The 17,091-nt window shown below is 64.1% G+C and carries 16 protein-coding genes; 11 read left to right on the forward strand and 5 right to left on the reverse strand.

Annotated elements, in window-relative coordinates:
- The 6 genes from MJ122_RS06360 (at position 1) to MJ122_RS06385 (ending at position 5,182) form a co-directional block, all read left to right on the forward strand.
- Positions 1-441, forward strand: coding sequence for a MaoC family dehydratase N-terminal domain-containing protein (locus MJ122_RS06360; RefSeq protein WP_239743051.1), 441 nt, complete (start codon positions 1-3; stop codon positions 439-441).
- A 10-nt stretch (positions 442-451) separates the two neighbouring features.
- Complete coding sequence (locus tag MJ122_RS06365; protein ID WP_239743053.1) at positions 452-871, forward strand: MaoC family dehydratase; 420 nt, start codon at positions 452-454, stop codon at positions 869-871.
- A gap of 33 nt (positions 872-904) precedes the next feature.
- Positions 905-1,735 carry an SDR family NAD(P)-dependent oxidoreductase gene (locus tag MJ122_RS06370; protein ID WP_239743055.1) on the forward strand — a complete coding sequence of 277 codons (831 nt, stop codon included), beginning with the start codon at positions 905-907 and terminating at the stop codon, positions 1,733-1,735.
- An 18-nt stretch (positions 1,736-1,753) separates the two neighbouring features.
- Positions 1,754-2,905: an acyl-CoA dehydrogenase family protein gene (locus MJ122_RS06375; RefSeq protein WP_239743057.1), complete on the forward strand. Its 1,152-nt coding sequence runs from the start codon at positions 1,754-1,756 to the stop codon at positions 2,903-2,905.
- An 86-nt stretch (positions 2,906-2,991) separates the two neighbouring features.
- Positions 2,992-3,528 carry a DUF2889 domain-containing protein gene (locus MJ122_RS06380; protein ID WP_239743059.1) on the forward strand — a complete coding sequence of 179 codons (537 nt, stop codon included), beginning with the start codon at positions 2,992-2,994 and terminating at the stop codon, positions 3,526-3,528.
- An 85-nt stretch (positions 3,529-3,613) separates the two neighbouring features.
- Positions 3,614-5,182 (forward strand): long-chain fatty acid--CoA ligase, encoded by a 1,569-nt coding sequence (locus tag MJ122_RS06385; RefSeq protein ID WP_239743061.1) that lies wholly within the window; start codon positions 3,614-3,616, stop codon positions 5,180-5,182.
- 188 nt (positions 5,183-5,370) lie between these two features.
- Here MJ122_RS06385 and MJ122_RS06390 read toward each other — a convergent pair whose 3' ends face one another.
- The 4 genes from MJ122_RS06390 to MJ122_RS06405 all read right to left on the reverse strand — a co-directional run bounded on the left by MJ122_RS06390 (position 5,371) and on the right by MJ122_RS06405 (position 8,731).
- Positions 5,371-5,967: a GNAT family N-acetyltransferase gene (locus tag MJ122_RS06390; protein WP_239743063.1), complete on the reverse strand. Its 597-nt coding sequence runs from the start codon at positions 5,965-5,967 to the stop codon at positions 5,371-5,373.
- On the reverse strand, positions 5,964-7,031 hold the full coding sequence (locus tag MJ122_RS06395) for an alpha/beta fold hydrolase (protein ID WP_239743065.1): 1,068 nt from the start codon (positions 7,029-7,031) through the stop codon (positions 5,964-5,966). Before MJ122_RS06395 ends, MJ122_RS06390 begins: the two co-directional genes overlap by 4 nt.
- Positions 7,032-7,034: 3 nt before the next feature.
- Positions 7,035-7,448, reverse strand: a complete 414-nt coding sequence (locus tag MJ122_RS06400; protein WP_239743067.1) for a hypothetical protein — start codon at positions 7,446-7,448, stop codon at positions 7,035-7,037.
- 215 nt (positions 7,449-7,663) lie between these two features.
- Complete coding sequence (locus MJ122_RS06405) at positions 7,664-8,731, reverse strand: alpha/beta hydrolase (RefSeq protein WP_239743069.1); 1,068 nt, start codon at positions 8,729-8,731, stop codon at positions 7,664-7,666.
- 378 nt (positions 8,732-9,109) lie between these two features.
- Here MJ122_RS06405 and MJ122_RS06410 point away from each other — a divergent pair, with 378 nt between their 5' ends.
- The 4 genes from MJ122_RS06410 to MJ122_RS06425 all read left to right on the forward strand — a co-directional run bounded on the left by MJ122_RS06410 (position 9,110) and on the right by MJ122_RS06425 (position 15,723).
- Complete coding sequence (locus MJ122_RS06410) at positions 9,110-11,755, forward strand: LuxR C-terminal-related transcriptional regulator (protein WP_239743072.1); 2,646 nt, start codon at positions 9,110-9,112, stop codon at positions 11,753-11,755.
- A gap of 229 nt (positions 11,756-11,984) precedes the next feature.
- Positions 11,985-13,964: an alkyl sulfatase dimerization domain-containing protein gene (locus MJ122_RS06415; protein WP_239743074.1), complete on the forward strand. Its 1,980-nt coding sequence runs from the start codon at positions 11,985-11,987 to the stop codon at positions 13,962-13,964.
- A 176-nt stretch (positions 13,965-14,140) separates the two neighbouring features.
- The gene (locus MJ122_RS06420; protein ID WP_239743078.1) at positions 14,141-15,289 is read left to right on the forward strand and encodes an iron-containing alcohol dehydrogenase; all 1,149 of its coding nucleotides are present in this window, start codon (positions 14,141-14,143) and stop codon (positions 15,287-15,289) included.
- Positions 15,286-15,723 (forward strand): thioesterase family protein, encoded by a 438-nt coding sequence (locus MJ122_RS06425; RefSeq protein ID WP_239743080.1) that lies wholly within the window; start codon positions 15,286-15,288, stop codon positions 15,721-15,723. The genes MJ122_RS06420 and MJ122_RS06425 overlap by 4 nt, the downstream gene beginning before the upstream one ends.
- An 88-nt stretch (positions 15,724-15,811) precedes the next feature.
- Here MJ122_RS06425 and MJ122_RS06430 read toward each other — a convergent pair whose 3' ends face one another.
- On the reverse strand, positions 15,812-16,144 hold the full coding sequence (locus MJ122_RS06430) for a hypothetical protein (protein WP_017519243.1): 333 nt from the start codon (positions 16,142-16,144) through the stop codon (positions 15,812-15,814).
- Positions 16,145-16,273: 129 nt separating this feature from the next.
- Here MJ122_RS06430 and MJ122_RS06435 point away from each other — a divergent pair, with 129 nt between their 5' ends.
- Positions 16,274-17,047: an ATP-binding cassette domain-containing protein gene (locus MJ122_RS06435; protein ID WP_239743082.1), complete on the forward strand. Its 774-nt coding sequence runs from the start codon at positions 16,274-16,276 to the stop codon at positions 17,045-17,047.
- Positions 17,048-17,091 lie beyond the last annotated feature (44 nt).

Genomic DNA, 17,091 nt, shown 5'->3' on the forward strand with positions numbered 1-17,091 from the left:
ATGGCAGACAAATCCCTGATCGGCCGTTCCACCGGGGTCACCACCACCGAGGTGGAGAAGGGCCGCCTGCGCTTTTTCGCCAAGGCGATCGGCGAGACCGATCCGGTGTATTTCGATGAAGAGGTGGCGCGCGCTGCCGGCTATCGAACATTGCCGGTGCCGCCAACCTTCCTCATGTGCCTGGAAAGTGAAGGCCGCAACCCACAGGCCATCGTCGAGGAGGTGATGGGCTTCGACCTTGGCCGCATCCTGCATGCGGAACAGGAGTTCATCTATTACCGCATGGCTTTCGCCGGCGACGTGCTGACCTTCGATACGCGCATCGCCGATGTGTACGAGAAGAAGGGCGGGGCACTGCAGTTCGTGGTCCAGGAAACCCGTGTCAGCAACCAGGATGGCGAGCATGTGGCCGACATCCGCTCCTCGCTCGTGCAGCGCTGAGGTCACTCCGATGAACATTCCTCTCTACAGCGACGTACAGGTTGGCGACGAGCTGCCGCTGCTGAAACTGCGCCCGATCAACCGCACCATGCTGGCGCTCTACGCCGGCGCCTCGGGCGACCATAACCAGATCCATATCGACATCGACTTCGCCCGCAAGGCGCGCCAGCCCGACGTGTTCGCCCACGGCATGCTGTCCGCCGCCTACCTGGGACGCCTGGTCACCCAGTGGGTGCCGCAGCCGCAGCTGCGCCGGCTGGCGGTGCGCTTCGTCGGCATCACCCAGCTGGGGCATATCCCGCATCTCACCGGGCGTATCGCCGAGAAGTTCGAGCAGGCCGGCGAGAAGCGCGTGCGCCTGGAAATCCAGTGCGCCAACCAGTACGGCGAACCCAAGATCGTCGGCGAAGCCGTCGTGGCGCTGGCCTGATCCCATCGAATCCAACAACAGGAACACAAGAACATGCAAAAGCTCGAAGGAAAAGTAGCCCTGGTGACCGGTTCCGGCCGTGGCATCGGCCGGAGCGTCGCACTGAAACTGGCCTCCGAAGGCGCCCGCGTAGTGATCAACGATCTGGACGCGGCGCCCGCCGAGGAAGTGGTGGCAGAAATCCGCGCGGCCGGCGGCGACGCCGTAGCCTGCATCGGCAGCGTCACCGCGGTGGATTTCGCCGACCGCTTCGTCAAGACCGCGGTCGACAACTACGGCGGCATCGACATCATCGTCAACAATGCGGGCTACACCTGGGACAACGTCATCCAGAAGATGACCGACGAGCAGTGGTACGCCATCATGGATTGCCACCTCACCGCACCGTTCCGCATCCTCCGCGCCGCCTATCCGGTGATCAGCGCAGCGGCCAAGCAGGAAGCGGCCGAGGGCCGTGTGGTCAACCGCAAGGTCGTGAACATCTCCTCGGTATCGGCCAGCGGCAACGCCGGGCAGGTCAACTACTCCACCGCCAAGGCCGGCGTGATGGGGCTGACCAAGGCGCTGGCGAAGGAGTGGGGTCGCCACAAGGTCAACGTCAACGCCGTGGCCTACGGCCATATCGAAACCCGCATGACCGTACCGGTCGAGGGTGAAGTGAAGACCGTCAAGATCGAAGGTCGAGACATTCGCGTCGGTATCAGCCCGCAACTGGTCGAGCAATCCAGGCACATGACCCCGCTGGGCCGCCCGGGCACTCCGGACGAAGCCGCCGGCGCGGTATACCTGTTCTGCATTCCCGAGTCCGACTACGTCACCGGCCAGGTCCTGGTCTGCGGCGGCGGTCTGGGCACTGTCGTTTGATCGGCGGAGACTCCTGACATGCGCGTGGAAAACTATCGTTCCCCCTGGATGGATCCCGACCTGGATGCCTTCCGTGACAGCATCCGTCGTTTCGTCCGCGAGCAACTGGTGCCCCATGACGATAAATGGCGTGCCCAGCACCACTCTGACCGTGCGGCCTGGCTGGCTTGCGGCGAGATGGGCATGATCCTGCCGGATATTCCTTCCGAGTATGGAGGTGTTGACGGTTCGCCCGCCCATTACACGGTGGCCATGGAGGAGCTGACCTATGCCGGCGTCATGAGCATTGCGCTGAGCATCAACCACATCGTCGGCCACTACATCCTCGCCAGCGGCACCGAGGAGCAGAAGCGCCAGTGGTTGCCCGGCATCGCCTCCGGGAAGGTCATCACCTCCATCGCCATGACCGAGCCGGGGACGGGGTCCGACCTGCAGGGCGTGAAGACCCGCGCGGTGAAAAAAGGCGATCGCTATGTAATCAACGGCTCCAAGACCTTCATCAGCAATGGCCAGAACAGCGATGTGGTCATCGTCGTTGCCAAGACCGATCTGGAGGCCAAGGGCTCCCGTGGCATTTCGCTGTTCATCGTGGACACCTCGACGCCCGGCTTCCATCGTGGCAAGTGCCTGGACAAGATCGGCCTGCCGGGCCAGGACACCTCGGAGATGTTCTTCCAGGACTGCGAGGTGCCGGCCCATTGCCTGCTCGGCGACGTGGAAGGCCAGGGCTTCGTCCAGTTGATGCAGCAATTGCCCTACGAGCGTGCGGAAATTGCGCTTCAGGCTGCCGCCGGCATGGAGCGCGCGTTGTCTCTGACCCTGGAGTACACCCGCGAGCGCAAGGCCTTCGGCAAGTCGATTCTGGACTTCCAGAACACCCGGTTCACCCTGGCCGAAGTGAAAACCACCGTTCTCGCTTCGCGCACCCTGGCCGACCTGATCGTCCAGCGCTGGGTTGATGGCACGCTGGATACCACGCTGGCGTCGATGGGCAAGTTCTGGCTGACTGATCGTCAGGGCGAAGTCATCGATACGTGCCTGCAGTTCTTCGGTGGCTTCGGCTACATGAACGAATATCCCATCGCCCGCATGTTCGCCGACGCCCGTGTGTCGCGAATCTATGGTGGGGCCAATGAGATCCAGCGCGAGCTGGTAGGCCGTTCGTTGTAATGGTGGCCGGCACCCGGTTGCCGGCCACAGCGAGCGACGCCAGGGGGCTTGCCGCCCCTGGCGTCATTGTCGATGCGAGGATGCCGATGCCGATTGAACTGGAACGCTATCCGCTGCATACCCGGCAAGTGGTGTGCGAGGGATTTCGCCGCAGCGATGGGTATTACGAGTTCGAAGGGCGCCTGCTGGACCGCAAGGCCCATGATCTGCATCTGCTGTTCAAGCAGGTGCCGGCCGGACAGCCGGTTCACCAGATGCAGGTCGTGCTGGTCGTTGATCAGGATTGGCGGGTGCGGGAGGCCCGGGCGAGCAGCGATGCTGCGCCGACACCCTATTGCAGAGAAATCGCGGCGGCCTATTCGAACCTCCAGGGCTTGACGATCGGCCGTGGTTTCAAGCGCGAGCTGCTTCGACTGCTGGGTGGTGAGCGGGGCTGTACGCATCTCACCGATCTTGTGGAAGCCCTGGCGACCACGGTATTCCAGACGCTCATGACCTTGCGTTACGACGGCCGGCAAGCGCTTGGTGCCGCCACCGACGACAATCCGCTCCGCCACGTGCTGGGCACCTGCCACGCCTATCGGTGGGACGGACCGGCTGCCCGGAAGTTATCCGGTCCATGAGGATTCATCAGTAAGCAACGAGCACCAGCGCAGTGCATCCAGGTGCCGAGTGTGTTCCCCGATAACAAGAACACTGGAGAACGACATGTACATCACCCAAGGTCTACACCGCCACATGCAGCAACGGCCCCATGCGACGGCGATTCGCTGCCAGGGGCGCGGCATGACCTTCTCACAACTGGGCGGACGCGTCGCACGTCTCGCCGGGGCGCTCAAAGCGCTCGGACTGCAAAGCGGCGACTGCGTGGCCATGCTGTCACGCAACTCTCCCCAGTACATCGAATACAGCCTGGGCGTGCCCTGGGCCGACGGCATCCTCAACCCGGTCAATACTCGCTGGAGCGTGGCGGAGGTGGTCTATTCGCTGGATGACTCCGGCACCTCGATCCTCATCGTCGACGACAGCTTCAAGGACATGGGCCTGGCGATCATGCGGCAGGCCAGGACGCTGCGCCACGTGATCCACGTTGGCGAGCAGGGGACTCCGGAAGGCATGCTCGACTACGAGGCGCTGCTGGCCGGGGCCGAGCCGGTGGCCGACGTGCGCCGGCATGGCGACGCGCTTCTTGGGATTTTCTATACCGGCGGCACCACCGGTTTCCCCAAGGGGGTGATGATCAGTCATAACAATCTGGCCTTTGCCGCCATGGCCTCCGCCAGCAAAGGCTTCTTCGGACGTGACGCCCGCTTCCTGCATGCCATGCCGATGTTCCACCTGGCGGATTTCTCGGCGATGTACTGCCTGATCATGTCCGGCGGCGTGCACGTGATACTCCCGGCGTTCAGCGGAGAGGCGGCGATCCGCACGGTGGCGGAGGAGCAGCTCACCGACCTGATGCTCGCGCCGACCATGATCCAGATGATGCTGCAGGCCCGCGAAACCCATCCAGAACTGGCGGAGCTGCAGCTGACCAGCATCCGCAACGTCATCTATGGCGCCTCGCCCATTTCCCCGGCACTGCTTGACCGCGCCTGCATCGTGTTTCCCAAGGCGCGGTTCTTCCAGGGCTACGGGATGACCGAGCTGACCACCGGCGGCACCATGCTCGACGCCGAATACCACTGCGCCGAGCACCAGGCCAGCGGCAAGATGTATTCGGCGGGACGGGCGATCAGCTGCGTGGAGCTGCGTATCGTCGACGAGAACGACCAGGAAGTGCCGCGCGGTAGCGTGGGCGAGATCGTGGTGCGTGGCCCGAATGTGATGGTTGGCTATCTCAACCAGCCGGAATTGACCGCTGAGGCGCTCCAGGGGGGCTGGATGCATACCGGCGATGGCGGTTACATGGACGAGGAAGGCTTCGTCTACATCGTTGACCGGCTGAAGGACATGATCGTCAGCGGTGGCGAAAACGTCTATTCCGCCGAGGTCGAGAGCGCCGTGGCCAGCCATCCCGCGGTGGCGCAGTGCGCGGCCATCGGGATTCCTTCGGAAAAATGGGGGGAGAGCGTGCATGTGGTGATCGTCCTCAAGCCCGGTGCAGCGCTGGTGGAGGAGGAGATCATTGCCCACTGCCGTGAGCGGATCGCCGGCTACAAGTGCCCGCGCAGCCTTGAAGTTCGCGACAGCCTTCCATTGTCCAGTGTCGGCAAGATCCTCAAGGGCGAACTTCGCAAGCCTTACTGGGAAAAACACGCGCGCAATATCGCCTGACGCCGCTCGAGCTCGACGCAATCACGTTGACCAGGACCGGCCTGGGGCGACCAGCCCACTCCCGAGGAAGCCCGGGCCATTGCCCGGGAAGCCTATGTCTATGGCTTCCCGCTGGTAGACAGCTACCGTATCCAGTACACCTTCTTGCAAGGTGGAAGGGGGCAGGTCGAGCTGCCCCCTTTTTTCATCTACTCATTCAGCGCAGTGGTCATGCCCTTGCCGGTGGCTCGAACCGCCAGCTCGCTGACTTCAAGGCTGAGGATGGCCAGGTCGTAGGTGCGACCGTCATGGTCCTTGACGTGATTGCGCAGCACCGATTCCGCCTGGAAGCCGAGCTCCTGGAAGGCGTTGATGGCGGCGCTCTGGTCCACCGTCATGTGCACGGTCAGCTTCTCCAGGCCGAGGCTGACGGCCAGGTTGACGCACTCCTTGATCAGCGCCCGTCCCAGGCCTACGCCACGCCAGGCCGGCGCCACCAGGACGCGCAGGTCGCCGACATGGGACGACCAGGACCATACGTCGACCGCCACGGCGGTGCAGCCCACCATCTGGTCGTCGGCATAGGCCACCAGGCTGGTGACCTCCTTGCCCAGGGCGCCCAGCCAGGCGGCGATGACCTTGGGGTGGCTGATATCGCGGCGAACGAACAGCAGGTCGCGCATCGGCAGCCCGGCGATGAACTCGGTGAGGGGTGGCCCGTCCTCCATGCGCATCAGGCGGAACTCCACCTGGGTGCCGTTGAGTGCGAGGTGACGAGGGTAGTTTCGTTGCGTGGGCTTCTTCATACGGAGCGTTTCCCCAACCAGTGATCCAGTGATGGCCACATGCGCTTGATGGCCGCGGGCCCGGCGACCAGGCTGACGTGCCCGCCGGGAATGATCAGTTCTTCCTTGTCGACGGAGCTCACCTTGTGCAGCAACGGTTGCGCGCTGGCCGGAGGCACCAGGGTGTCGTGCTCGGCGATGACGTGCAGCAGCGGCACCTTGATCGCATCGAGCCGGACGGCGCGTCCGCCGATGCGCAGGCTGTCCTTGAACAAGCCGTTCTGCCAGACCAGCTCCTTGACGATCTGCCGGTAGTAGTCGCCCGCCAGCGGCAGGGTATCGGCGCCCCAGCCGGTCATCATGCGGTAGCCCTTGACGTACTGGTCGTTCCACAGGTTGTCCCACAGGCGCAGCTGGCCGGCGATGCGGCCGGCCGGGCGGAGCAGGTCGAAGGCGTTCTGGATCATCTTCGAGGGAATGATCCCCAGGCGGTCCGCCAGTTCGTCGACGTCGAAGTAGTCCGGGTTCGCCACGGCGCGCGTCCAGTGCACCTGGCTCCAGTCCACCGGCGTGGTGAAGCACACCAGGTTCTTCAGCGGGCCTTGCGGGTGCAGCGCCGCATAGATGCAGGAGAGAATGCCGGCCATGCAGTAACCGACCAGGGTGACTTCCTCAACACCCGAGTCCTGCTGCACGCGGCGCAGGCAGTCGGGGAGGAAGTCGAGCACGTAGTTTTCGATCTTCAGGTGCTGTTCGGCCCGGGTCGGCGGGTTCCAGTCGATCACGTAGATGTCGTATCCGCGGTGCAGGAGGAACTCGATCAGGCTCTGCCCCTTGGCCAGGTCGAACAGGTAGGCGCGGTTGGTGGTGGCCATCACCAGCAGCAACGGGACGCGATACACCTCATCGGCCGTGGACTGGTAGTGGTACAGGCTCAGCGTGCCGCGGCGGTGCAGGAGGCGCTTGGGCGTTTCTCCCACCTTCGGGCCAGGGGAGCTGATGTAGTCCAGGGCGTTGAGCCTGCGCTTGAGCATGCGCCGGGCTTCGCTTTTCAGGCGTCCCGTGAAGGTCTTTTCGAATGGCATGGCTCAGGGTTTCCTCTTGGCTTTGGCCGCGGGCTCCTTGGCCCGCTGCCGCGCTTTGCTCAAGGCCTGTTCCGGTTGCAGGTCCAGGGGGCGGCGGCTGCGGGGCGGGCGGGGCACCATGGCGCTGGGCGCCACGTCGGGGAGCAACTGGTCGAGCTTGTCCTCGATGCGGCGTACCGCATCGGCCAGTTCCCGGACCTCGCCCCGGCTGGGCAGGTCCAGCTGTTCCAGCAGGCGGGCGATGGAGCGCTCCGCCAGGTAGCGGGCGCCGGTGGAGGCGCGCGTGCACGCGGTCATGGCCTGGGCGAATTCAGTGGAGTCCATCTTCCGGGCGGCAAAACCGTTGATGCCGTTTTCGAGCTTGTTCAGGGCCTCGCGGCACAGTTGCAGCGGGTCGGGAAAGCGTGAAGCGGTCATGCTGGACTCTCCTGCTTCAGGATGATGAGGGGTAGGTCTGAAGTGCTTTCAGCGAATCGGGGCCTTGGATGCATCGACGCAGAAGGCGGGCGGTAGTCGAATAGGGCTGCAGAGTCCAGCGGGTACCACGGGCCAGCCGGGGAGCGAAGCGGGTCAGGAGCGCGTCGCGCCAGCCGTCGGTCGCGCTCCACAGTGTCAGCGCGGTACTTCGAAGCTCACTGCCTGCTTCGCGGCCCTGCATGACATCGGCGATTTCCAGCGTGGTGTCGGCATGCCGCCCTTCGAAAGCCGCCCTCAGTGCCTCGCTGATGCGCTGCAACGCGTCGCTGCCGGCGCCATTGATGGCGTCGAAATTGAGGAAACCGTGAAACTGTCCCGGATAGTGCAGCAGTCGTACCGGCACACCGGCGTTGCGTAGGCGCGCCGCATAATCCAGGCCATCGATCGCGGATCGGATCGAGCCCTGCGCTGATGATCAGCGCGGGTGCGACGCCGCGCAGGTTGCGTTGACGGCGGGGCGATAGCCGAGGTGAGCTGAGGTCCAGATGTTCGGCGGAGCGCGCGATGGTGCGCTGGATGTAACCCAGCATGTGTTGGGTAACCATGTAGCCATCGGCGTTCTCCGTCAGGGACGGGAAGGCCTGCAGCAGTTCGGTGGCGGGGTAGGCGAGGACCTGCAACGCCAGCTTCAAACCCTGGCTCCGCGACTCCTGGGCGATGACCGCCGTGAGATTGCCGCCGGCCGAGTCGCCGCCGATGGCCAGACGCTCGGTATCGATCCCCAGTTCCTGTGCGTGATCGACGATCCAGCTCAGCGCCGCCAGACAATCGTCGCGGCTTGCATTGAGGTCATGTTCCGGAGCCAGCCGGTAGCTGATGGCGACGGTGATGCAGTTGGCCGCCTGGGCGATGTTGCGGCAGATCGACTCCGCCGTATCCAGGCATCCCACCATGAAGCCGCCGCCATGGATCCAGACGAACGCCGGACGAAGTGTGTCCTGACGCGAGGGCGTGTAGATACGCAGGCTCAGCTCGCCGTCCGGCCCCTGGATGTCGAACTGACGTACGCTGGCAAGGGGCGGCCGGGTGCCCAGCGCGAGCGCGGTGAGGCGCCACAGTTCGCGGATTTCGCCCAGGGAATAAGCTTCGATGGGTTTGAGCTGTGTCGCCAGGTTCAGCATCCGCAGGAAAGAACGTGCGTCGCGGTCGGGAACGGGGGCGCGCCAGTTGATGGGAAGGCCCTTGCCGGACGGGCGTGGCGCATGGGCAGAGTGAGTGGTCACGGCAGGACTCCTGATAGTCGCGAAAAGACGAACCATGCTATTGAGCCGGCCACTCCGGTGTCCCCCCTCCTCTAGGCCGGGACAGTGGGTGGAATTCTGCGGTTGCCACGTGTTGTCCAGGGGCATGGGGCGTCGGCGGACGGGGTTGCAGACCCCACCCCCCGGGAGTGGGGTGGGAGAGGGCGGAGGGTGCTTGAATGGCTGTCCGGGAGCCGCAGATGGATGCCGCGCCTGTGCGGTAATTCTGCTCTTGGATGTGCTCGCGATTTGGACCAATAGCCTGTGTGGACAGCTCCGGTGCCCTTCATCACTATACGGAAGCTGTTCCATCCATCCGTCTCGGCGGTCGAGCCGAAGAACAATACCCAGATGACGGCCATGCCCATGCTCAGTACCAAGTTTGCCCCGCCCCGGGTGAGCCCCGGCGCGGTGATCCGCGAGGATCTGCTCAGCCGACTGCAGTCTGCCGGCGAGAGCCGCCTGTTTCTGGTCATCGGCGGGGCGGGGTTCGGCAAGTCGACCCTGCTGGCGCAATGGCGGCAGGCGCTCGTCAAGGATGGGGCCACGGTAGCCTGGATGTCGGTGACCCCCGACGATGGTGAAGCGGAGACCTTCGTTGCCCACCTGGGTGGCGCCTTGCGCCATGCCGGGGTGAGCATGCTGGCGGAGTCCGGAAGTGGCATCGATGGCGATCCGCATTTCCTCGTGGCGCCGCTGATCAACGCCGTGATGGAGTGGGGCGACGAGGTCTATCTGTTGCTCGATGATTTCCACCAGGCGGAAACGGCCTCCGTATTGCCCGTCGTCCAGACGCTGATCGACCACGCGCCCGCCAACCTGCACCTGGTCGTGGCCTCGCGGCGTGACCCGCCCCTGTTGCTCGGCCGCTGGCGTGCCATGGGCGAGCTCTGTGAGATCGGCAGCGACGAACTGGGTTTCGACCTCCGCGAGGCTCATGCTTTCCTCAAGGCCTACCTGGACCCGGCGATAGCCATGGACACCGCGCATCGCCTGCACGGCCAGGCAGATGGCTGGCCCATCGGGCTGCAACTGCTCTCCTTGTCGATGAAAGCCAATCCCCGGCGCAGGGACCACGCCGTCGCACTGCATCCCGGAGCTCCCGGGCTGTCGGAATACCTCGCCGAAGACGTACTGGCGGGATTGCCTGCTGACTTGCTGGATTTCCTCCAGCAGATTTCCATCCTGCGCCGCTATAACCTCGATGTGGCCCGGCACCTCACCCGGTCGGACGAGGCCGAGCGATTCATCCGATACATCGAAGAGAGCAATCTCTTCGTGCAGGCGGTGGACGCACCCGGCGAGTCCCAGTGGTATCGCTTTCACCCGATGTTCCAGGAATTCCTGGCGCAGCGCCTGCGAACCTCTGGCGCTGACCTTGCCTGTCTGCACGAGCGCGCCTCGGCCTGGTTCGAGAAACGCGGACTGCTGGGCGACGCTGTGCAACATGCACTGGCCATGGATGACCTGGACTACCTGGTGGCGTTGCTGGAGCGCGTCCAGCCACCGCAGAAGAATGTCAGCCACCTGAGCCAGTTCGTTCGCTGGCTGCAGCGCGTCCCTCTGGAGCGGCTCTCTCAGCATCCCTCTTTACTGCTGCTCGGTGCCTGGGGAGCGGTGATGACGGTACGTACCGCGCAGGCCGAGGAATGGCTGGCGCGTTTCGAGCTGTTGCCCGATGCCGTGGCGCACCGGGACCAGGTGCTGCTCCTGTGGGCGGCCCTGGCCACCCAGCGGGACGATGCAGCCCTGTGCGCTCAGTGGCTGGCCCCGATTGCCGAAGCGCCGCTGAACAACCTCTTCCTCGAACAGGTGCGCACCAGTCTCTACGTGCCCGCCTTGAGCAGCCTGGGCCAGCATATGGCTGCCCGGCGTTACCTGAATTCCGCTGCTGCCCGTGCCTCTCGTGGCAGCACCCATGAGATGGCGCTCATCGGCGCGCTGTCCACTGCGCTCGTGGCGCTGTTCGAAGGGCAGTTGCTGGAGCTGGAACAGATCGCCTCCACCACGCTGGCCAAGGCCGAGCAGAGCCATGGCCGGCGCTCGGTCAGCGCCTGTCACTGCGCCGCTCTGCTGGCGTTTGCCTACTGTGAGTTCGGCCGCAACGAGGCAGCCCATGAGGCCTTGGCCAATCGCCTGGATATCCTGCATTTCTCGGTGCCGGAATTCATGATCGTTGCGGCCTTGGCCCATGCGCGCCTGCAACCGCGAGCGGCGGCGATGGACTACCTGCGCGAGCGGGAAGAGTATTTCCGCGAACGTGATCTGGACCGCTGCGCGGCCAATATGCTCGCCGAGCGTATCCGCCTGTTGCTGCTGGACGCCGATTGGCGGCGGGCGGAAGGCCCCCTGGTGGCCCTGGAGGACCTGCGTCAGGCCCATGTCACGACGCCGCAGCATGCTGAAGTGAGCGTACTGGCGGCCCTGGCCAAGGCCCGACTGGTGCTGGCACGGGGGCAGCCGGAACTGGCGATCCAGGTGCTCGACTCCATCCAGGGGCTGATCCGCGAATACGGCCGGGGTACCTGGACAACAAGCAGCGCCATCCTCCGTTGCCTGGCCCTGGATCACCTGGGGCGAGACGAGGAGGCGCAGGACTGTCTGCGCGAAGCTGTCCTGCAGGGCTACCGGATGGGCCTGTCGCGTACCTTTCTTGACGAAGGCGAACCCTTGCGCCGCCTGCTGGCGAAACTGGGCAGCCTTGGCAGGGAAGAGCTCGACCGTTACCGCATTGCCTTGCTATCGCATGTCGCCAACGCGCCGCTCGATCAGGATGCCGGTCCGGAACGGGGAGCGTTGGTCATCGATGCACCGACGCTGACGCCTCGCGAGGTGGAAATCCTCGCCTTGCTGGAGCAATCGATGTCCAACAAGCGCATCGCCCTGGCGCTGAACCTCAGCTTGCAGACGGTGAAATGGAACCTGCGCAACATCTTCGCCAAGCTGGGCATCTCCAGCCGATACGAAGCCATCCTGTTCGCCCGGAGGCATGGAGGGTATCGCTGAGCGTCGGTGCCTTCATCAGGACACCGGACACGGCTCTTCCGCAAAGGCGGCGCGTAGGTTGTGGCACTGGCTTTGCGCCTTCGATCGACTTCCCCCTCCAGAGGAGTGGGGGCCAGCTGCCGATAAATGCCTATCGTAGCCGCGCAGGGCAGGGCGTCTCATGCAGCGCGCCTGCCCAGACTCCGCTCGTTGGAATAGTTCGCCTTCACCCGTCACTGGAGATTCTTCGATGATTCGTCGTACCAGCCTCGCGTTCGTCATCGGTCTTTTCCCTGGCTTGTCGGCAATTGCCGACGTTGCGCCAAAAGATCCGTCCGCCGTCACGGTCGCCGCCCAGGCCAAGGTTCTTCAGTCATTGCCATTCAGTGATCGCAGCGATTTCGAGCGGGTGGAGAAGGGCCTGATCAAGCGCCCGGAGAACCTGGTGATCAAGAATGAGGACGGCAGTGTCGCCTGGCAGCTGGCCAATTACGACTTCCTCAAATCCGACCAGCAGTCGGACAGCATCAATCCCAGTCTGTTGCGACAGGCCCGGCTGAACATGAGCTACGGCCTGTTCAAGGTTGTCGATGGGGTCTACCAGGTGCGCGGCTATGACCTGGCCAACATCACCTTCATCGAAGGCAAGACCGGCTGGATCGTCATCGACACGCTGACCACGCCCGCGACATCCAAGGCTGCCTATGCCCTGGTGAGCCAGGAACTGGGGCAGAAGCCGATTCGCGCGATCATCTACAGCCATGCTCACGCCGACCATTTCGGCGGAGTCAAAGGGTTGGTGAGCCAGGAGCAGGTCGACAAGGGCGAGGTCCAGATCTATGCGCCCAAGGGCTTCATGGACGCGGCGATCAAGGAGAACGTGCTGGCAGGCAACGCCATGCTGCGCCGCGCCATCTTCCAATACGGCACACTGCTGCCCAGAGGCGAACGCGGGCTGGTTGACATGGCTATTGGCAAGGCCGCCGCGCGGGGACCGTTGACCCTGATTGCACCCACGCGCCTGATCGAGGGCGATCTGCAGGAGCTGGAAATCGACGGCGTGCCGGTTACTTTCCAGAATACGCCGGGCACCGAATCGCCGGCCGAGATGAACGTCTGGTTGCCACAGCAGAAAGCCCTGCTGATGGCCGAGAACGTCACCGCCACTCTGCACAACCTCTACACCCTGCGCGGTGCCGAAGTTCGCGATGCACTGGGCTGGAGCAAGTACATCAACGAAGCGCTGCATCGGTTCGGCGACCAGGCCGAGGTGCTGTTTGCCGTGCACAACTGGCCGCGCTGGGGGCATGAGGACATCGTCCGTACCCTGGAGAAGCAGCGCGATATGTACGGCTACCTCAACGACCAGACCCTGCACCTGGCCAACCAGGGTGTGACCATCAACCAGATTCACGAGCGTCTGAAAGTTCCGCCGGCGCTGGCCAACGAATGGTTCAACCGGGGCTACCACGGCAGCGTCAGCCACAACGTGCGGGCGGTGGTGAACAAATACCTGGGCTACTACGACGGCAACCCGGCCAACCTGGACCCGTTGGCGCCAGAGGACTCGGCGAAGAAGTACGTCGAGTACATGGGCGGCGCCGACCACATGCTGCAGCTGGCGAAGCAGTCCTATGACAAGGGCGAGTACCGCTGGGTGGTGGAGGTGGTCAACAAGCTGGTCTTTGCCGATCCATCCAACCAGGCTGCGCGCAACCTGCAGGCCGACGCCCTGGAGCAGCTCGGCTACCAGGCCGAGAACGCCGGCTGGCGCAACAGCTACCTGGAAGCGGCGCAAGAGCTGCGCAGAGGCGTCCCGCGCAAGGCGCCAGGGGCGAAGATTGCCAGTGCCGATGCTCTGGCGGCGATGGATACCGGCCTGCTGTTCGACTACCTCGGTGTGCGCATGAATGCCGACAAGGCTGAAGGCAAGGACCTGAGCATCAACCTGATACTGCCGGACAGGAACGAGAAGTACCTGCTTGAACTGAAGAACTCGCACCTGAACAACATCAAGGATGTGCAGAGCGATAAGGCGGGCCAGACGGTGACGATCGATCGTGCCGACCTGGATCGTCTGATCCTCAAACAGGTCACCGGGGCTGACCTCGCCGCCCAGGGCCGCCTTAAGGTGTCAGGCGATCCCGGCCTCCTCAAGCAGCTGTTCGAAATGGCGGATGAGTTCGACTTCTGGTTCGACATCGTGACGCCGGCGGGCCGCAACGGCTGATCCCCCGCGCCTGGCAAGGGGGGCGCCGACCTTCGGGCCGCCCCCTTGAGCGTAACCCACTCCCCTGGAGGGGGAGACCTGGACCCTGCAATCGTCGGACAGTCTGCCTGGTACCGGGCGGCTGGACCTTTCGCGTCGAGCCGCTCCTTCTATCCAGGCATTGCGCGAGGGCTTCCATGCTGACCATGACGTTCAATACCACCCGTTCGATTCTCATCGAACCGGGCGCTTCCCGGCGGCTTGCCGAACATGTCCGCGGGCTGGGAGGGCGCAAGGCCCTGCTGGTGACGGATGCCGGCGTGGTTGCGGCAGGCCTGCTGGATGCCACGCTCGCCGGCTTCCAGGGCAGCGGCGTCGAAATCGAGCTGTTCGCCGAGGTCGTGGCGGACCCGCCGGAAGCAGTGATCCTGGCCGCCGTGCGGACGGCGCGGGCATGTGCCGCCGACTGCGTGATCGGCTTCGGCGGCGGCAGTTCCCTGGACGCCGCCAAACTCGCCGCGCTGCTGGCCTGCAGCGGCGAGTCGCTGGCCGAGGTCTATGGCGCCAATCTCTGCAAGGGTCCGCGCCTGCCGCTGATTCTTGTGCCGACCACGGCTGGCACCGGCTCCGAAGTCACCGCCGTCTCGGTGGTGACGACCGACACCGGCAAGAACGTGGTGGTCTCTCCGTTGCTGCTGCCTGACCTGGCACTGCTCGACGCCGAACTCACGTTGAACCTGCCCGCTGCTGTAACCGCGGCCACCGGTATCGACGCCATGGTCCATGCGGTCGAGGCGTATACCACCCGTCACCTGAAGAATCCGATCTCCGACTGCCTGGCGCGAGAGGCGTTGCGCCTGCTTTCCAGCGACCTGCAGCGTGTCTGCGACAACGGTCATGACGTCGAGGCGCGCGGCCGCATGCTGCTCGGTGCCTGCCTTGCCGGCATGGCGTTCGCCAATGCCCCGGTGGCGGCAGTTCATGCGCTGGCCTATCCGCTGGGTGCACGCTTCCACATCCCGCATGGCCTGTCCAACGCATTGGTGCTGGGGCCGGTGCTGCGCTTCAACCTGTCCGTGGCCGCTCCGCTCTATGCCGAACTGGCGGACATCGTGCTGCCGGGGATTGTCGGCGATGCCCAGACCAAGGCCCGCGCCCTGGCCGATTACCTGGGTGCTCTGGCCGGCAAGTCGCGGTTGCCGACCCGCTTGAGCCAACTGGGCATCGCCGAGCGAGACATCGAATCCCTCGCACAGGACGGTTTCAAGCAGCAGCGGCTGCTGGGCAACAACCCCCGGGAAATGGCGCTGGCCGACATTCGTGCGATCTATGAGGAAATCCTGTGAGCGAGAAGGCACGGCGCCCCCGGCGGAGCGATTTCCGCCGCTTCTATCCGATCACCACCCGCTGGGGTGACCACGACTCCTACGGCCACGTGAACAATGTGGTCTACCACTCCTACTACGAATCGGCGGTGAGCCGCTTCCTGGTGGAGGAGGGGACGCTGGATATCGCCAGCAGCCCGGTAATCGGGCTGATCGCCGAGAACTGTTGCACTTATTTCTCCTCGCTCAACTTTCCCGACCGCATCAGTGTCGGCGTCCGCATCGCACGACTGGGCAACAGCAGCTTGCGATACGAACTGGCGGTATTCCGTGACGAGGAGGAGGAGGCTTCGGCGGCCGGCTATATCGTCTATGTCTACGTGGATCGCGCAAGCAACCGGCCTTCTCCGATTCCGGAAGCGGTCCGCAGGGTGTTCCTGCAATTGCTCGACTGAACCGTTACTGCTCATGGCGCAATCAGACAGGGAATGTATGACCGTCACGCCACACACCAGCCGGAGTACCTCCGGCTGGTGTGTGGGCTCATGTGGTGGTTACGGCCCAGGTGATGGCGCCGGCGTTGATCGCCGTGAACGCCAGGGCGATGAGGAAGACCGTGTCGGCGATGTGCATCATTACCCGGCCGCGCCGCGTGCGGTGAGCACGCAGGCTCCAGTAGGAACAGAACGCGGATGTCAGATAGAACATCAGGTTGACCGCGACCAGGTCGTCGATGATCAGGTCCTCCTGACGCAGTGTGATGACTACACGGATGATCCCGATGACCGTCAGACAGACACCGACCATGGTGGCCGAGACGGAGAAGATGTGGACACAGATGTCATCGTCCAGCGAGGGTGTTTCCGGGTCGATCATGGCAGGGTACCCCTGGATGCGAGGCAGGCGGGCGTTACGCTAGCCATTTCATGTTAGGGCGCACTTAAGACAGCGTGGCACAGCTCATGGTAGAACTGACGCCCCGCTGACCGTCGATGAATGACCCGCATGATCGAATTCAACAACGTCACCGCCTACCAGCAGCAGACCCGCGTGCTGGATGGGTTTTCCCTGCACATTGGCGAAGGCGAGAAAGTCGCCATCCTCGGCCCCAACGGCGCTGGCAAGAGCACGCTGCTCAAGCTGATCAGCCGTGAACTCTATCCGGTGGACCGGCCCGACAGCTCGTTGAACCTGTTCGGCCTGCAGAACGTCACCCTTTGGGATCTGCGCAGCCGCATCGGCTTCGTCTCACAGGACCTGCAGGAGGACTACACGCCCTTCACCCAGGCGCTGGACGTGGTGATCTCCGGCTTCTTCGGCGCCATCGGCAGCCATGGCCATCTGCAACCCACCCCGGAACAGGTCGCGAAGGCGCGCGAACTGCTCGCTACCGTTGAAATGGACGATTATGCGGATTGCATGTTCCAGCGTTTGTCCACCGGGCAGAAACGCCGCCTGCTACTGGCCCGGGCGCTGATTCACGAGCCCCGCGCGCTGATCCTCGACGAGCCGGCCAATGGCCTGGACATGGGCGCCAGCCTGCAGATGCTCAAGCTGCTGCGGCGCTTCTGCGGCCCTGAGCACGCGATGATCATCACTACCCACCATCTCGACGAGATCATTCCTGAGATCGAGCGCGTGGTGCTGATCGCCAACGGCAAGGTGGTGGCGGACGGGCCCAAGGCCGAGATTCTCACCAGCGAGCATCTGTCGGCGCTGTACCAGGCACCGCTGAAAGTGACCGAGCAGGATGGCTGGTATCGCTGCTGGCACGCCTGATCCACAGCTCGCAAGCCTGGCTTTCTCCTGCCGCAGCGTCCCCC

It is taken from the genome of Pseudomonas sp. DP-17 (assembly GCF_022380625.1).
Classification (GTDB): domain Bacteria; phylum Pseudomonadota; class Gammaproteobacteria; order Pseudomonadales; family Pseudomonadaceae; genus Pseudomonas; species Pseudomonas nitroreducens_A.

Excerpts from the sequence above, each read along its gene's own strand:
- MJ122_RS06360 (WP_239743051.1), top strand. The coding sequence starts at position 1 with ATGGCAGACAAATCCCTGATCGGCCGTTCCACCGGGGTCACCACCACC.
- MJ122_RS06365 (WP_239743053.1), top strand. The coding sequence starts at position 452 with ATGAACATTCCTCTCTACAGCGACGTACAGGTTGGCGACGAGCTGCCG.
- MJ122_RS06370 (WP_239743055.1), top strand. The coding sequence starts at position 905 with ATGCAAAAGCTCGAAGGAAAAGTAGCCCTGGTGACCGGTTCCGGCCGT.
- MJ122_RS06375 (WP_239743057.1), top strand. The coding sequence starts at position 1,754 with ATGCGCGTGGAAAACTATCGTTCCCCCTGGATGGATCCCGACCTGGAT.
- MJ122_RS06380 (WP_239743059.1), top strand. The coding sequence starts at position 2,992 with ATGCCGATTGAACTGGAACGCTATCCGCTGCATACCCGGCAAGTGGTG.
- MJ122_RS06385 (WP_239743061.1), top strand. The coding sequence starts at position 3,614 with ATGTACATCACCCAAGGTCTACACCGCCACATGCAGCAACGGCCCCAT.
- MJ122_RS06390 (WP_239743063.1), bottom strand. The coding sequence starts at position 5,967 with ATGAAGAAGCCCACGCAACGAAACTACCCTCGTCACCTCGCACTCAAC.
- MJ122_RS06395 (WP_239743065.1), bottom strand. The coding sequence starts at position 7,031 with ATGCCATTCGAAAAGACCTTCACGGGACGCCTGAAAAGCGAAGCCCGG.
- MJ122_RS06400 (WP_239743067.1), bottom strand. The coding sequence starts at position 7,448 with ATGACCGCTTCACGCTTTCCCGACCCGCTGCAACTGTGCCGCGAGGCC.
- MJ122_RS06410 (WP_239743072.1), top strand. The coding sequence starts at position 9,110 with ATGCCCATGCTCAGTACCAAGTTTGCCCCGCCCCGGGTGAGCCCCGGC.
- MJ122_RS06415 (WP_239743074.1), top strand. The coding sequence starts at position 11,985 with ATGATTCGTCGTACCAGCCTCGCGTTCGTCATCGGTCTTTTCCCTGGC.
- MJ122_RS06420 (WP_239743078.1), top strand. The coding sequence starts at position 14,141 with ATGCTGACCATGACGTTCAATACCACCCGTTCGATTCTCATCGAACCG.
- MJ122_RS06430 (WP_017519243.1), bottom strand. The coding sequence starts at position 16,144 with ATGATCGACCCGGAAACACCCTCGCTGGACGATGACATCTGTGTCCAC.
- MJ122_RS06435 (WP_239743082.1), top strand. The coding sequence starts at position 16,274 with ATGATCGAATTCAACAACGTCACCGCCTACCAGCAGCAGACCCGCGTG.